The 15355-nt window shown below is 27.3% G+C and carries 16 protein-coding genes; 1 reads left to right on the top strand and 15 read right to left on the bottom strand.

Annotation, left to right across the window (positions count from 1 at the left end; all coding sequences use genetic code 11):
* Positions 1–40: 40 nt before the first annotated feature.
* The 15 genes from radA to rfbD form a co-directional block, all read right to left on the bottom strand.
* Positions 41–976 (bottom strand): DNA repair and recombination protein RadA, encoded by a 936-nt coding sequence (gene radA, locus MBORA_RS01495; RefSeq protein ID WP_042693752.1) that lies wholly within the window; start codon positions 974–976, stop codon positions 41–43.
* A 28-nt stretch (positions 977–1004) separates the two neighbouring features.
* Complete coding sequence (locus MBORA_RS01490; RefSeq protein WP_232817565.1) at positions 1005–3620, bottom strand: OB-fold nucleic acid binding domain-containing protein; 2616 nt, start codon at positions 3618–3620, stop codon at positions 1005–1007.
* Between the two features lie 160 nt (positions 3621–3780).
* Positions 3781–5184, bottom strand: a complete 1404-nt coding sequence (locus tag MBORA_RS01485; RefSeq protein ID WP_042693754.1) for an undecaprenyl-phosphate glucose phosphotransferase — start codon at positions 5182–5184, stop codon at positions 3781–3783.
* Between the two features lie 53 nt (positions 5185–5237).
* Positions 5238–6095, bottom strand: coding sequence for a glycosyltransferase family 2 protein (locus MBORA_RS01480; RefSeq protein ID WP_042693755.1), 858 nt, complete (start codon positions 6093–6095; stop codon positions 5238–5240).
* A 12-nt stretch (positions 6096–6107) separates the two neighbouring features.
* Positions 6108–7067, bottom strand: a complete 960-nt coding sequence (locus MBORA_RS01475; RefSeq protein ID WP_063720132.1) for a glycosyltransferase family 2 protein — start codon at positions 7065–7067, stop codon at positions 6108–6110.
* Positions 7068–7072: 5 nt separating this feature from the next.
* The gene (locus MBORA_RS01470; protein WP_063720131.1) at positions 7073–8029 is read right to left on the bottom strand and encodes a glycosyltransferase family 2 protein; all 957 of its coding nucleotides are present in this window, start codon (positions 8027–8029) and stop codon (positions 7073–7075) included.
* A gap of 1 nt (position 8030) precedes the next feature.
* Positions 8031–9119, bottom strand: a complete 1089-nt coding sequence (locus MBORA_RS01465; RefSeq protein ID WP_063720130.1) for a CDP-glycerol glycerophosphotransferase family protein — start codon at positions 9117–9119, stop codon at positions 8031–8033.
* A 51-nt stretch (positions 9120–9170) separates the two neighbouring features.
* A complete protein-coding gene (locus tag MBORA_RS01460) occupies positions 9171–9452 on the bottom strand; it encodes a hypothetical protein (RefSeq protein WP_042693759.1) in 282 nt (93 codons plus the stop codon).
* 8 nt (positions 9453–9460) lie between these two features.
* Entirely contained in the window at positions 9461–9727 is a 267-nt protein-coding gene (locus MBORA_RS01455; protein WP_042693761.1) for a hypothetical protein, read from the bottom strand.
* Positions 9728–9973: 246 nt separating this feature from the next.
* The gene (rfbB, locus tag MBORA_RS01450) at positions 9974–10981 is read right to left on the bottom strand and encodes a dTDP-glucose 4,6-dehydratase (protein WP_063720129.1); all 1008 of its coding nucleotides are present in this window, start codon (positions 10979–10981) and stop codon (positions 9974–9976) included.
* Positions 10982–10990: 9 nt separating this feature from the next.
* The gene (rfbC, locus tag MBORA_RS01445) at positions 10991–11548 is read right to left on the bottom strand and encodes a dTDP-4-dehydrorhamnose 3,5-epimerase (protein ID WP_042693763.1); all 558 of its coding nucleotides are present in this window, start codon (positions 11546–11548) and stop codon (positions 10991–10993) included.
* A gap of 5 nt (positions 11549–11553) precedes the next feature.
* Positions 11554–12420 carry a glucose-1-phosphate thymidylyltransferase RfbA gene (rfbA, locus tag MBORA_RS01440; protein WP_042693765.1) on the bottom strand — a complete coding sequence of 289 codons (867 nt, stop codon included), beginning with the start codon at positions 12418–12420 and terminating at the stop codon, positions 11554–11556.
* A gap of 79 nt (positions 12421–12499) precedes the next feature.
* Positions 12500–12745, bottom strand: coding sequence for a barstar family protein (locus tag MBORA_RS01435; protein ID WP_063720128.1), 246 nt, complete (start codon positions 12743–12745; stop codon positions 12500–12502).
* Between the two features lie 4 nt (positions 12746–12749).
* Positions 12750–13199, bottom strand: coding sequence for a ribonuclease domain-containing protein (locus MBORA_RS01430; protein ID WP_042693766.1), 450 nt, complete (start codon positions 13197–13199; stop codon positions 12750–12752).
* The gene (rfbD, locus tag MBORA_RS01425) at positions 13200–14042 is read right to left on the bottom strand and encodes a dTDP-4-dehydrorhamnose reductase (RefSeq protein WP_063720127.1); all 843 of its coding nucleotides are present in this window, start codon (positions 14040–14042) and stop codon (positions 13200–13202) included.
* 71 nt (positions 14043–14113) lie between these two features.
* Here rfbD and MBORA_RS01420 point away from each other — a divergent pair, with 71 nt between their 5' ends.
* Complete coding sequence (locus MBORA_RS01420) at positions 14114–15355, top strand: nucleotide sugar dehydrogenase (protein ID WP_042693767.1); 1242 nt, start codon at positions 14114–14116, stop codon at positions 15353–15355.

The raw sequence follows: 15355 nt of genomic DNA, 5'->3' as shown, positions 1-15355 counted from the left end.
TAATTTTTTGAAATCGTCAAAAAAAAATAAAAATTTAAAATTAACTAACAATACCTTCATTAGTAATTTTAAATACACATTCACCTTCAGGTAAATGAGGACTATCTACCAAACGTGCAATTCTTTTACCTGCTAATCCTTTTTTAAGCCAAATTCTATAAGTAGACGCATGCCCTAAGACGTGACCTCCAATAGCTTTAGTAGGGCTTCCAAAGAATGAGTCTGGTTTAGCTTGAACTTGGTTTGTAATAAAAATAGCTACATTATAAGTATTAGCTATTTGTTGAAGTGAATGTAAATGTTGATTTAATTTTTGTTGCCTTACAGCTAAAGACTCCCTTCCAACATACTCTGCTCTGAAATGAGCCATTAATGAATCAACAATGACTAATTTAATATTACTTCCTTGTTGAATAAGTTCATTAACCTTATCTGCCATTAAAATTTGATGAGCAGAATTAAATGCACGAGCAACATGAATTTTTCTTAAAACTTCATCAATATCTAATTCAAAAGCATTAGCTATTTGTTCAATCCTTTCTGGACGAAAAGTATTTTCAGTATCAAGGAATACGCATTCTGCATCAAGACCACCTAATTCTTCAGGTAATTGAACTGTAACTGCTAATTCATGAGAAATTTGACTTTTACCCGATCCAAATTCTCCGAATACTTCTGTAATTGATTGAGTTTCAATTCCACCACCAATTAAATCATTGAATTCTTGACTACCTACAGTAATATGACCAACTTCTTTTCTCCTTTCTAATACATCAAATGCTGTTTCAAAATCAATATTTTCAGATTTACGGGCTGCTTCAATAACTTTTTCAGCGACTCCTTCCCCAATTTCTGCTTTAACAGATAATTCTTTAGGAGTAGCAGTAGCTAATCTCATCATATCTGCAAAACCTGCGTCTCTTAATTTTTCTGCTGTTTTTTCACCAACACTTGGCAAATCTTCTAATTCCACCATAATAATCATTCCTCTAAATTATTTAATTTTAAAAAGTTTTGGATAAAATTTTCTTAGGTCTAAGCCTATTTGTTTCATTATATTCATCGAAACTGACATCAGCAATAATTTCTAATGTTAATCCTTCTAAATCTTCAACTTTATCTTCAATACCATATCCATCTTCTACAATGTCAATAATTTCCTCTTTTTTCATACCAATAAGTTCTTCAGCTAATTTATCAAAGAAAGTAATGGATATTTCACCAGTATCATCTGAAAATCTAGCTGGAATCATTAAAAGATATTTAGGTTCTTCAATTTCTTCACCACAGTAATCACAAACAATATTTTCTTCAAATTGATCAAGATTATTATTACAGTGAGGACATTTTCTAAGTATTGTTCTGTCACTAGAAATATCTTTAAGAATACCTGTTATACGAACATTCCTATCATCTTCAGTTAATGATTCTATTGTTTTTTCAACATAGATTTCTTCTATTAATTCCTCATGAGAAGGCAAATCTTTCAATTCTTCACCAGTTGGATTAATTATTGAAGTATTTCTTGAAACAGTAAGTTCAAGATGATCTTCATTATAAGTTATACGAGGGTTTTGCAATTTGATAGCTTCACCGACTTTAAAATCTTTTTTAGCATCATTATCCCATAAAACAACTCTTATTGATCCAGTATCATCGGCTAATTCGATGTTTCTAACATGCCCTCTGTCTCCAGTGTCCCTATCAAATTCACGAATATCATACACTTCAATGATTCTACCTAAAACTATGATATTATCCTCATCCTCGTCCTCAATATCACCAATTTTCATATGAGTATAAATCATTTTTTCAAGAGTAGATAATTCTGGAATAAATCTTGCAGAAGCTTCTTCATCAGTGAGTTTAATAACTCTAGAAGCGCCACCAATATTTAAATCAACATCATACATTCCTAATCGTGTTCTTGCATTTTCAATTTGATATGCTGCTCCTATTTCATAGTCTTTTTGAGCTTTGGCATCCCAAAATGAAAGTTGAACTTTACCAGTCTCATCAGCAAAAACAGCAGAACGTACAATACCTACACTTCCATCATCTCTTTGGAATTGATTTTCATCATTTATAGAAAGTATTCTTCCAACAACATCAACTTCTAACCCATCATCATCCATTTCGGCAATTTGACCAATAGTTATAGGCCTTAATTGTTCTTTTAATTTGTCAAATAAATCTTTTTCTTCAATAGATAAATTATCTGGATTAATAGTTATTTGAGTATTAAAACCTGTGTTCATTGAATATCCACTTGAAGTGTAATCATCAAAACGAACCTCTCCTCCGATGATTTTCACAACGTCTCCCTTGTTTATTGGTAACTCTGTATCGTTACCCCAAACAGTTACTCTAATACTACCAGTATCATCTAAAACATCAAAATTTCTTAATTTACCTTCTGAACCATCAGTTTTTCTCTCAAATGTTTTAACATCCTGAAGTTTAGAAACAACGCCTAAAATTGACACATCTTTTTCTTCACTCAAATCTCCAATTTTAGAGATTTCTTGAACCAATTCAGGAGCATCATAATCACCTTTAATGATTCTACCATCCCAATGAGTTAAAGAAATTTCGCCGTTTCTTTCATTAGCTTGAGCAGCAAGTATTTTAATTGTATCTCCATCATGCAATTCTAAATCTTCAATTAAATCAACATTTTTATTCCATAATGTATAAGAAATTTTTCCACTTTTATCCTGTAATTCAAGAGAAGTAACTTGGCCTGTTTTACCATTTTTTTCATATTCTCTAACTGGTGGAATTCTAATAATCCTAGCAATAATATTTACTTTTGAATCTGGTATGATATCTGCAATATCAGTGATATTTTCTTCATAAGGAGGGAACTGGGATTCATCAGCATTTTTTAAATGTATTATACTGGATCTTGGTCTCATGTTAGCTTCTGGATTACCAGAATATCCTTCTTTAATATCAAGATTTTTAATTTGGATTAAATCTCCTTCAGAAAAATTTTTTAAAAGAGGAATATTTTGAGTCCAAAAAACAATTCTTATATTTCCAGTATTATCTGCTAATTCAACATTACAAACTTGTCCTTTTCCGCCTTTACGAGTGGTGAATTTTTTTGGATTGGAAATAGAAATTACTCTTCCAGAGATGTTTACATCTTGTTTACCTATTTCTAATTTAGAAATTGTGTTCGTTGAATATTCTTCTTTTTCTGAGAGAATATCATTTTTTTCATTAATAAATTCGCCAACAACCATATCTGCTAATGAATCATCAGTCATAAATGGATTATTTTCTTTTTTATTTATCTCTTCCATTCTTTTTAAAAATTCTTCCTGAGAAATCTCATCTTTAACTTTATCATATTTTTCTAAGATTTCATCACTCATCCTAAATCTTTCTTTTTTATCTGTTGAAATAGTATCTTGACTTAAATTCTCATCGTTTTGAGAAAAATCTTCATTTTCATCAATATAATTATTAACAACCATATGAGCGATGTCAGTATCATTCATAAAATCAACATCCTCATAATTCTCACGTAAGTTCTCCATTTCAGCAAGGAATTCTTCTTGTGAAAGTTGATCTTTTATTTTTTCATATTCTTTTAAAATTTTTTCGTCCATACCAAACCCTTCTTTTAATAAAAAGTTAATTATACTATTTATAATTATAATGTATATAAATTATAAGAAAGAGCATTTGAAAAGTAATTATATTATAATTTATTATCAAATAAAATATAAATTTTAAGTATCTACACATCTATGATAGTGTGAAAAATAGTTAATATGCATTAGGATTTTTCTTTAAAATAGTTTTAATCATTATTCCTAAATCCAATCCCATATGCCAGTTTTCTACATACTCAATATCATATTGTATACGCATATCAATTGAAGTATCCCCACGATAACCATGAATCTGAGCCCAACCTGTTAGTCCAGGTTTAACTTGATGTTTAACCATGTATTTAGGAATGGATTCTTTGAATTGATTTACAAAATATGGTCTTTCAGGTCTTGGACCAACAACACTCATTTCTCCTTTTAAAACATTGAAAAATTGTGGTAATTCATCAATACTATTCTTTCTGATAAAATCACCAACTTTTGTCTTTCTTGGATCATTTCTTGTGGTCCATTCTGATTTTTCTTCATTAGGATTTTGAACCTTCATACTACGAAACTTATACATCATGAATGGTTTTCCACTATATCCTATTCTTTCTTGTTTAAATATAATGGGTCCTGGAGAAGTTAATTTAATAGCTAATGCTGTTATTATCATGACTGGAGAAGTGATTATAATAGCTATAATTGAAATTATATAATCCGATGCAAATTTTAAGAATTTATTAAAATTATCATCTAAAGGAACATAACGAATATTTATAATAGGAATATCTTCTACCATGTCTACAGATGGTTTGGCAGGAAAATATCTAATATAATCAGGAATAATTTCTGCTTTAATTCCTACCTTTTCACAACACTCTACAAGTTCATTAATTTTATAATAATATTTTAAAGGAATTGCTAAAACCACCCTATCATACCTATTTTTTTCTAAAACACGATTAAGTTGTGAAAACGAAGCAGTAACTTTACTCCCTTCAATTTCCATCCCCACATGCTCAGATCTTCCAACAAAACCACTAACCGCATATCCTAAATAGGGGTTATTTCTGATTCTACTTGCAAAACTAAAAGCTAAATCATTATCTCCAACAATTAGAATGTGTTTTAAATTTTTATTATTAATCCTGATCCTTTTTAAAATACTTCTAACAACAAATCTTTCTATTATTCCCAAAAATGTTCCAATAACTGCTAAAAGGAAAAGCAGTATTCTTGAAAAATCTGGCTGTTCTATAATAAATAATATTGTTACTAAAACAAAGAATGCCAAAGTATTAACTTTAATTATCTGATTAGCTTCAGAAAATGCTGTTTTATAAGTTCTACGAGGTTTATATAATCCTAATCCAAAATACAAAATTAAATAAACGGGTTCAATAGCTAATAATAAGAAAATAAGATAACTTTGATAACTTAAATGTCCTCCTATTGGACCAAATAGTGTTGTTTCAAATCTTAACCAAAATGAACAGACTAAGGAAATAGCTATTACCAATGCATCCATTGCAACTAATGCTATATTCAATAATCTTTGATTTTCCCTTATCATGTTAACTACTCTTAGAATATATAATTAGTAAAACTTTGTTTTTTAATATATAATTAATTTTTCTTTTTGAATAAATTAGTTAATAATTTTAAAATACATAATATAATTATTCCTAAATAAACAAAGATATTTACTAAAAAGAAAGTTTCATTAGCATGATGTTTTTTATAATAAATATACATTGCTCTGTAGAATTCATAAATCAATTTAGATTTTTGTTTTTTGCTACTAGCTCCTTTAAGATGAGTTATACAAGATTTCCCATAATAAATTATTTTCCATTCATCTTGTTTAATACGATAACATAAGTCAATGTCCTCACCATACATGAAAAAATTTTCATCTAAAAAGGCGGTTTTGCCTAAATCACCAAATCGCATGAAGATAAATGCTCCAGTTAGGCAATCGATTTCATAAATTCCATCATCAGGCAGATTATCTAAATTATAGCTATCATTTTTACTTTTTGTTGGAATGTGAAATAATCTAAAAAAAGAATTTTTTACATTTGGAAAACTTCTTTTACAAGCTTTATCAAGCTCACCATTTTCTAAAAGAACCCTGCATCCAATTGCTCCTACATCTACATGTTCTTCCATATAATTATAAATATTACTTAAAGTATTTTCCCAAACAATAGTGTCTGAGTTTAAAAGCAATACATAGTTAGATTCACAAATCCTTAAAGCTTGATTATTACCCGCTGCAAATCCCTTATTTTCACTTGAAGCTATAAATTTAACTTCATCTTTAAAATATTCTTGTAGTTTAGCTAAACTATCATCACCAGAATTATTATCAACTACAAGAATTTCATAGCTAAAAGGATAGCTATATTGAAAAACTGAGTTGATTGTGTTTTTTGTTAACTCAAATGTTTGATAATTTACTATTACAATTGAAAGATCCATGAAATTCACTATTTATTTTTTTAAAAACTTTAAAGTGTTAATAATTAATCTGTACTCAAGTTTAAAATAATTTTTTGTATTTTTGGAATTAAATTTTACTTTATCTATTTTATTTCTAGTTTTTAAACCTTCTTTGATACCTTCTAAATAAGCCGAGCCAAATCCTTTTTTTAAGAAGAATAAATACTTAATAAAAAATCCTAAAAATAAAAATATAATATTTATAATTTTTTGAGGAATTGGAAAGTTTTTATAAACAACCCAAATATTGTTTCTAGCAGATAGTCTTACTTTAAACTCATTATATCTACTTCCACTAGTTGCGCTTCCAACATGATAAACAATAGCTTCGGGACATAAAAAATTTTTATATCCATTAATATGAGCCCTTAAGCTTAAATCAATGTCTTCTGTATATGCAAAAAAATTACTATCAAAATATCCAATTTTATCTAATATTGATTTTTTATACATTGCAGCTCCAGCACAACTTGAAAAGATTTGTGAAACTTCATTAAAATCAGAAGCATCTTGATTTTCACCTATTTTTTTACTCCATGCAAAAAGGGTATATTCATCCCCTGCATCATCAATTAAGTTTTTATTTTTATATTGTAGCATTTTAGCTTGTACAGAAAAAATATCTTTATTAGATGATATAACTTTTATTAACTCTCCAATACATCCCTTTTTAACTTCTGTATCATTATTTAATGAAAAAATGTATTCATATCTAGCTTCAGTTATTGCTTGATTAACTGCTGGTGCAAAGCCTAGATTTTCTTTATTTTCTATTAATTTAATTGGAAAATTAAAAGAGTTATTTTTAATATAATCCACACTATTATCAACAGATCCATTATCTACAATTATAACTTCACCTATGTATTCTTGATCTTCATTAAGTGAGTCAAAATAATTTTTAAGGAATTTTACGCCATTATAATTTGGAGTAACAACTGAAACTTTCATATTAATCAAATTGAGTTTTTAAATTTCTTCCACATTTTATAATATAATTTTGGGTTAAATAAAAATAATTTTATTTTAAGTTTAAATTTTTTATTTCCATCATATTCAGATAATTTTTTAAATAAATCTAATTCATCCATTTTGGAGATTACTTCATTAAAATCATAATCATTGTAAAAAAAATAATTCATATTGCCAAAAATGGCTTTTGGAATTCTTGAAGTAATAATTAATCTAGCTAAATCATTTTTATCTTGTTTTTTAAAGAACTCAGCTAAATTTTCTAAAATTTGAATAAATTCAAAACGTTTAAAGCTTGAAGTATTTATTGTAGATGATTCGTGCTGGATATAATAATAAGTGATTTCATTGCTAATAGCTATTTTATCACCAAAACTTAATGTTTTAAGAGCAAATTCTGTATCTTCACCATACATAACACCAGATGTGAATTTTAAATTATTATCTTTAATAATATCCGCTTTATACATTATTTGCCATAAGTTAACTGTTATTTCCATCATGAGTTCTTTTTTAATAAATTCATCAGTTGCCATTAGTTTTTCGTGTAAAAAATGTGGATTTGATATGGTATTTCCTTCTTTTTTGACAAATTGTACCAAGCTAAATTCATTTATATTTTTATAAAGCTCTGATAGGTGAGTTGTTAAAATATAATCATCCCCATCTACAAAAACAAAGTATTCACCTCTTGCAACTTCCATTCCATGATTTCTCGCTACACTTACGCCCATATTTCGTTGGTGAATAATTTTGTGAGGAATATCTGTTTGTTTTAATGTATCATATATAATATCTAAACTATTATCATTTGACCCATCATCAATAACAATCATCTCATAACCATCAAAATCTTGATTGATTATTGAATTTAGAGTCGTTGATATATATTCTGAACAATTGTAAACTGGAACTATAACACTGACTTTAATATTATCCATTCTATACACCATTATTTAAAATAAAATCTACAATTCGCTCACTAGATTTGCCATCGATTCTATCAAATTGGGTAGCTACAAAGCTTGCACTTTTCTCTTCATCAAAATTTTTATTTTTTATTACTTCAATTAATTGATTTGAATCATATGCAATAATCCCAGGAACATTTTCTTTAAAATCAAAGTAAAATCCACGCTCATTAGCCATATAATTATCATAATCATAAACAAAAAAGATTATAGGTTTATTTAACATTGCAAATTCAATCATTATAGATGAATAATCAGTGATTAAAATATCACTTATTAACATAAGTGCTTGTTCTGATTCATAATTACTACAATCAATATAATTACCATTATAAGAAATATTCTCTTTTGAAAAATTTTTAATTTTAGGATGGAATCTTAAAGCCAAAATATATTCATCCCCTAAATACTTATTAAAATCATCTAAATTTAAATAATTAAAAACATTATTATATTCTTCTTCATTTCTAAAGGTTGGAGCATAAAGAACTATTTTTTTATTTTCAACACCATATTTTTTAAGGAAACTTTCTTTTAACTTATCAATATCATGATTTTCAAAATAATAATCCATTCTTGGAATTCCCAATGGAATAATTTTAGAAGAATCTATTTGAAATGCTTCTTGGTAAAACTTTTCAACATGTTTAGATGTTGTGAATAAAAAATCAGTGTTTTTAGCTATTTTTGAAAGCACTTTTAAGTCTTTTTTATTAGATACTGATCCTCCAAACTTTTTAGATGCACCTGGAGCATGCCATAATTGAATAACTTTTGAATCCTTTTTAAAATTCATAAAAGCTAGTGGAAAAAAATTATCATTTAAAAATATATATTTAGAAGTAGCTAATTTCTTAAAACCCTCAAAAGACAAGTTATCTTTATAAAATAAATTAAATTCGAAATTTCCTCTTTTTCGAAGTTCTTTTTTAATATAATCAAAATTACCTCTAAATGAATTGTTTGAATCAATGATAAAAGTTATTCTATTATTTTTTAATGAAAAAATTTTAAAAAAATTAAATAGAATTCCATAAATTTTATGTTTTAAATATTTCATGAAATCAACTGAATAATGAAATTTAAATTATTAATTATAAAAAAAAGAAAATTAAGGAATAATTATAATAATTTTAGGTATTGACTCAACCATAGCTTGTATACCTAAAATAAAAATTGCTAAACCCCCAATAAAATTAATGTGTCTAGAATATTTAATAGCCATTCTTGTTCCAAAAGTTCCAATTAAAAGCCAACTAATAACAGCAACAATACTTAAAAATCCCAATATTATTGGATTTACACCAGCACTAACACCCTGAGCGGCTAAAATTAAGTTTTCTATGTTTCCAAATATTAATAAACCTAAAAACTGTTTTAAATCAGGTCTCATATTTCCACCTATTTAGCCCTAATTGAATTTATCATAGCTTGAGCTCCTAAAACAAAAATTGCAAATCCACCTATAAAATCAATTACATCCACATAATAAGCAGCAATTTGAGTTCCTAAAGTACCAATAATTAGCCAACAAATTACACATATTAAACTTGCAACAGCTAATTTGATTGGATTAATTCCTGCAACCACCCCCTGAGAAGAGAGAACCAAATTTTCAATATTACCAAAAATTAATAAACCAACGAACGGTAAATATTCTTCCAACATTAAATCACCATTTCCCATTTCATACTAAATATTTTTAGTATAATTTGACACGATTAATACTTAATACAATCATTCTATATAAAACTAGTTAATTATTGTTTCTTATTATATATAAATTAAATTTTTTATATTATAAAAAATAAAGTTTAAATTAATAATAAAATAAAAAAATAGAGTTAAAACTGTGTAATGGAAAAATTAAAAGAATTTAATTAGTTTATGAAAATTTAAAGGTAAATTTTATATTTATTTATCGCCATAAACTTTTTCATAATATTTTTGATACTGTCCACTTTTAACTTGGTTTATCCAATTTTGATTATCTAAATACCATTGTATTGTTTCTTTAATCCCTGTTTCAAAAGTATATTTTGGTTTCCAACCTAGTTCTGATTGTATTTTAGATGAATCAATTGCATAGCGTCTATCATGCCCTAATCTATCTTTAACAAATTCAATTAAAGATTCGCTACGAGATAATTCATTTAATATTAATTTTACAATTTCAATATTCTCTTTTTCATTATTACCACCAATATTATAAACCTCTCCAAGTCTTCCTTCATGTAAAACCAAATCAATGGCACTACAATGGTCATAAACATGTAACCAGTCTCTAATATTCTTACCATCACCATAAATAGGTAATTTTTTATTTTCTAATGCATTTGAAATCATTAAAGGAATTAATTTTTCTGGAAATTGATATGGTCCATAATTATTAGAACAACGAGTAATATTTATTGGTAAATCAAATGTTTCATAATATGCCCTTACAACTAAATCAGCACTAGCTTTTGAAGCAGAATATGGACTATTTGGTTGTAGAGGAGTGTTTTCCGTAAAATATCCTGTTTTACCAAGTGTTCCATAAACCTCATCTGTAGAAATTTGGATATATTTTTCAACACCATGTTCTTTAGTAGCATTAAGTAAAATTTGCGTACCTAATACGTTGGATTTAATAAATATTTCAGGATCAACAATACTTCTATCAACATGGCTTTCAGCAGCAAAATTAATTACATAATCAGTTTTACTAACTAACTCATCAACAATAGCTTTATCACAAATATTTCCCTTAATTAATGTATAATTGTCTTTATTTTCAATATCTTTTAAATTTTCAAGGTTTCCACAATAAGTTAAAGCATCCAAATTAATAATTTCGTATTCAGAATACTTGTTTATCATGTATTTTATAAAATTGCTTCCAATAAATCCTGCTCCACCCGTAATTAAAATTTTAGTCATGATAATCCCTTAATATTTAATTTGTGATTCTTTTAGTGTTTTCCATCTCTTATCTTTCTCAGACAAAATAATCTCATCAATGTCATCTAATGGCCAATTAATAGCTATATCCTCATCATTCCATATTATTCCACTTTCATCTTCACCATGGTAAAATTCTGTACAATTATAAGAAAATATCGCTTCATCAGATAAAACTAAAAACCCATGAGCAAATTTTGGAGGAATATAAATTTGTTTTTTATTATCTTGAGATAATATAGTTCCAGCCCATTTTCCATAAGTTTTTGAGTCTCCTCTTAAATCAACCCCCACGTCAAAAACTTCTCCTTTAATTACTTGTACCAACTTTCCTTGAGGATGATTAACTTGTAAATGAAGACCTCTTAAAACTCCTTTTGAGGATCTTGATTGGTTTTGTTGGACAAATTTTAAATCATGACCCGCTTGTTTAAAATCCCCTTCATTATATGTTTCCATAAAGTATCCTCTGTTATCTTCAAAAACACTAGGTTCTACAATGAACATGTCTTTAATACCTGTTTGTGTAAATTTAAATTTTCCCATATATATCATCTTTTTACTAAATTAAACAAATATTGACCATAATCGGTTTTTTTAAGTTCACTAGCTGTTTTTAATAAAATTTCATCATCAATATATCCTTTACGATATGCAATTTCTTCAAGACAAGCAATATAAAGACTTTGTCTTTTTTGTATTGTTTCAATGAAATTAGAAGCCTCTAAAAGACCTCCATAAGTACCTGTATCTAACCAAGCCATCCCTCTTCCTAATAATTCAACTTTAAGTTTTCCTCGTTTTAAATATTCTTCATTAATAGAAGTAATTTCAACCTCCCCTCTTTCAGATGGTTTTACATTTTTAGCTATTTCAATAACAGTATTATCATAGAAATAAAGTCCAGGAACAATATAATTAGATTTTGGTTTATTTGGTTTTTCTTCAATTGAAATAACATTCCAATCATCATCAAATTCAACAACACCAAACGCTTCTGGATTGTTTGTATAATATCCAAAGATTATTGCACCTTCTTGTAAGTTAGATGCTCTTTCCAAGATTTCTGTAAATCTATGTCCATGAAAAATATTATCTCCAAGAATTAATGCAACATTATCATTACCAATAAAGTCTTCACCAATAATAAATGCTTCTGCAAGCCCATTAGGATTTTCTTGTACTTTATATGTGAATTTAATCCCCAAAGAACTTCCATCACCTAATAAATCTTTATACATAGGTAAATCCCTAGGAGTTGAAATGATTAGTATTTCTTTAATTCCAGCAAGCATTAAAATAGATATCGGATAGTAAATCATCGGTTTGTCATATAACGGCAATAACTGTTTAGATACTGCTTTTGTAATTGGATAAAGACGAGTTCCAGACCCTCCTGCAAGTACTATTCCTTTCATAATAATCCCTATTTAATATTTAATTAATTAAAAAATAATTTTGTTTTTTATAATTAATTAAAATAACTATTATTTTAAATCAAAAAAGTAATTTAAAATTTAAAAATTCATTTTGTGAACATGCATCTTTAAAAGTGTTAATTAATTCTTTTGAAAGATCCTCACCACCTACAATGCAAATTTCAGTCTCAACACTTATTTCAGTTAAACAATCATATAATGCATCTAAATTTTTACCATAATACTCAGGAAAATTTAAAGCTTTTTTTAAATAATCATGTCCTTCTTTTTTGATTAATTTGGCATTTAAGTTTATAACTTGCACAGGATCACCTTATAACTTCTTTAAATGATTTATAATGGTCTTGAGTATAATACACTCTGTAATCGCCAGTGTTATAAACAATTCTCTCAGCACCCCTACTTGTTCCATTAGCATTTATATCACATTCAATGTATGCATAATCGCTATTTGGAAGAATATGTTGTCTATTTGTAAATACATCCCCACCAATACTTTTACCAGAAATATGATAATTTAAAGGTCCACCTTTCCAACCAAGAGCATGTGCGTCTTTTTTAGTAATGTAATTACTTGGTAATCTATGATACTCTTTAATATACAATGCTACTTCATCAAGTGTGCAATACTGACCTGTTTTCTCTACAGAAACTGTTTTAGAAATAGTAATAGTATCATCTTGACCTAAATTAGCAATTAATAATCCAAAAATTGCAATCACTAAAACTATAACTAATAAAATAAACTTATTATTCATTTAATCATCAATTAATTTAATATAATCAACAATAGCTTCCTTATAACTTCTTAATGGAGCAAATCCTTTATCTGTCCAATTTTTATTTTTTAAAACTGAATAACTAGGTCTAGGTGCTAGCCTTGCAAATTCACTAGCTGTAACCGGAATAACATTAATATCCTTATTAGCTATTTTAAATATATATTTAGCAAATTCACACCAAGAACAATAGTCAGAATTGGTTAAATGATAAATACCATAATAATCCGTTTCAATTAAATCAGATATTGCATTAGCTAAATCTAAAGTATATGTAGGAGAACCAATTTCATCATAAACAACGCTTATTTCTTTATTATTTTTAGAAAGTTCTAACATTGTCTTTGGAAAGTTTTTACCATTAACACCATATAACCAAGCAGTTCTAATTATAAAATATTTCTCAAGAATTTCAACAATACTTTCTTCTGCTTGAAGTTTACTTTTACCATAAACACTAATTGGACCTATTTCATCATCTTCAACTAAAGGTTCGCTTTTATTACCTTTAAATACATAATCTGTACTAATTTGAAGTAAAGGGCAATCAACTTCCTTACACCCAATAGCTAAATTTTTAACCCCCTCTGCATTTACACTAAATGCTCTATTCTGATTATCCTCACAGTCATCAACATCAGTATAAGCAGCAGCATTAATAACTAAATCGGGAGAATTTTCACGAATAAAATTAATAGTCTTATCTTTATCTGTAATATCTAAATTTTTAGAATTTGTAAGAATTAATTCGTGCTTTGGTTTTAAAACTTTAATTAAATCATGACCCAACATTCCATTAGAACCGGTAATTAAAATTTTCATATTATCCCTTAAAACTTAATATATATTAGATATATATTATCATCTAATATAAAAAGAACGGAGCTAAAATTATGAAAATATGTATTATTGGCCAAGGATATATTGGACTGCCAACAGCAGCTCTTTTTACAAGAAACCATTGCGAAGTTGTTGGAGTAGATATTAATAAAGAAATAGTCAATAAACTAAATCAAGGTATTACTCACATCGAAGAACCAGGAATAAGTGAAATTATCAAAAATGCGGTTGAAAATAAAATTTATATGGCAAGTTTAACTCCAAAAAAGGCTGATGCATATATAATAACCGTTCCAACACCATATATTGTTGAAAATTATAGTTGTGATTTAAGTTATGTTGTAAGTGCATGCAAATCAATAATTCCCTATTTAGAAAAAGAGAACACAATAATTATCGAATCAACAATAGCTCCAATGTCAACTGATGAAGTAATTAAACCAATTTTTGAAAATGCTGGTTTTACTATAGGAAAAGATTTATACCTTGCACATTGTCCTGAAAGAGTTTTACCTGGAAATATTATTTATGAATTAATCCATAATAACCGCATTATTGGTGGAATTACCCAAAAATGTAGTGATAAAGCTTGTAATGTATATGGTAAATTTGTTGAAGGTGAATTGATAAAAACCGAAGCAAAAACTGCTGAACTATCAAAATGTATAGAAAACACCTTTAGGGACGTGAACATTGCTTTAGCTAATGAACTTGCAAAAATATGTGCAGAAATTGGTGTAAATGCACTTGATGTTATTGAAATGGCAAATAAACATCCAAGAGTTAACCTTCACTCACCAGGTCCTGGAGTTGGAGGGCATTGCCTTGCTATTGATCCTTATTTTATTTATGCAAAAGCTCCTGAAACCGCAAAAATAATAAAGTTAGCAAGAGATACAAACAATTCCATGCCAAGTTTTGTATGTGAAAATGTTAAAAAAATCATTTCAAAAGGAAAAATAGCTATTTTAGGTGTTTCATATAAAGGAAATACAGATGATGATAGAGAAAGTCCAGCATATGAAATAATATCTAAATTAACTAAAGAAAATTATGAAATAGCTATCCATGACCCACATGTTAAAAATAATAACTTTGTAAGTTTAGATGAAGCATTAAAAAATGCTAATTTGATTTTAGTTTTATGTGACCATGATGAATTTAAAAAACTTGATTATAACTTAATTAAGAAAAATATGGAAAAAGCAATTATTTTTGACACTAAAAACATTGTAAAAGATGTTCCAAAAGAAATTAAGTTGTATAATTATGGAAATTTATATGAAATTTTCTAA

This window comes from Methanobrevibacter oralis (assembly GCF_001639275.1).
GTDB lineage: Archaea > Methanobacteriota > Methanobacteria > Methanobacteriales > Methanobacteriaceae > Methanocatella > Methanocatella oralis.
The sequence above is the reverse complement of the archived record's forward strand: the minus strand, read 5'-3'. Positions and strand labels throughout refer to the sequence as shown.